The sequence below is a fragment of the Micromonospora sp. BL4 genome (assembly GCF_003667505.1).
Classification (GTDB): Bacteria; Actinomycetota; Actinomycetes; order Mycobacteriales; family Micromonosporaceae; genus Micromonospora.
This window is the reverse complement of sequence record NZ_RCVJ01000103.1, coordinates 1-419: the sequence shown is the minus strand read 5'-3', so window position 1 is coordinate 419 and position 419 is coordinate 1. Positions and strand designations below refer to the sequence as shown.

General features: G+C 75.2%; 1 protein-coding gene. It reads left to right on the top strand.

Features of this window, described 5'->3' with window-relative positions:
- Positions 1-419: PepSY domain-containing protein (locus tag EAD89_RS09905; protein WP_121675507.1), on the top strand; the 419-nt coding region annotated here is incomplete at both ends.

The following is a 419-nucleotide window of genomic DNA, read 5'->3' as shown; positions in this document are numbered from 1 at the left end:
AATCTGCTTCTCGCGACGGTCGGCGGGTCGGCGGTGCTGGCGGTGGCCGGGGTCGCGCTCGGCGTCAACGCCGCGAACGACTCTCGCAGCGGCGGCACGGCACTGGCCGCGGCGACAGTCGCTCCGACCGCCACGGACGCGCCGGAGACCAGCGGTTCGCCGTCGGCAGGCACCCCGTCGGGTACGCCGACGAGCGGCACCCCGTCGGGTACGCCGACGGCCGGCAGCGCGCCGGCCGGCGCAGCGGTCGACGAGCAGCGCGCCGGGGAGATCGCCCTCGCCAGGGCCGGTGGCGGGCGGATCGTCGAGGTCGAGGCCGAGCAGGAGAACGGTCGACAGGTGTGGAGCGTCGAGATCGTCGCTGGCGACACCGAGCACGAGGTGGACGTCGACCGGGACAACGGCTCGGTGGTCAAGGC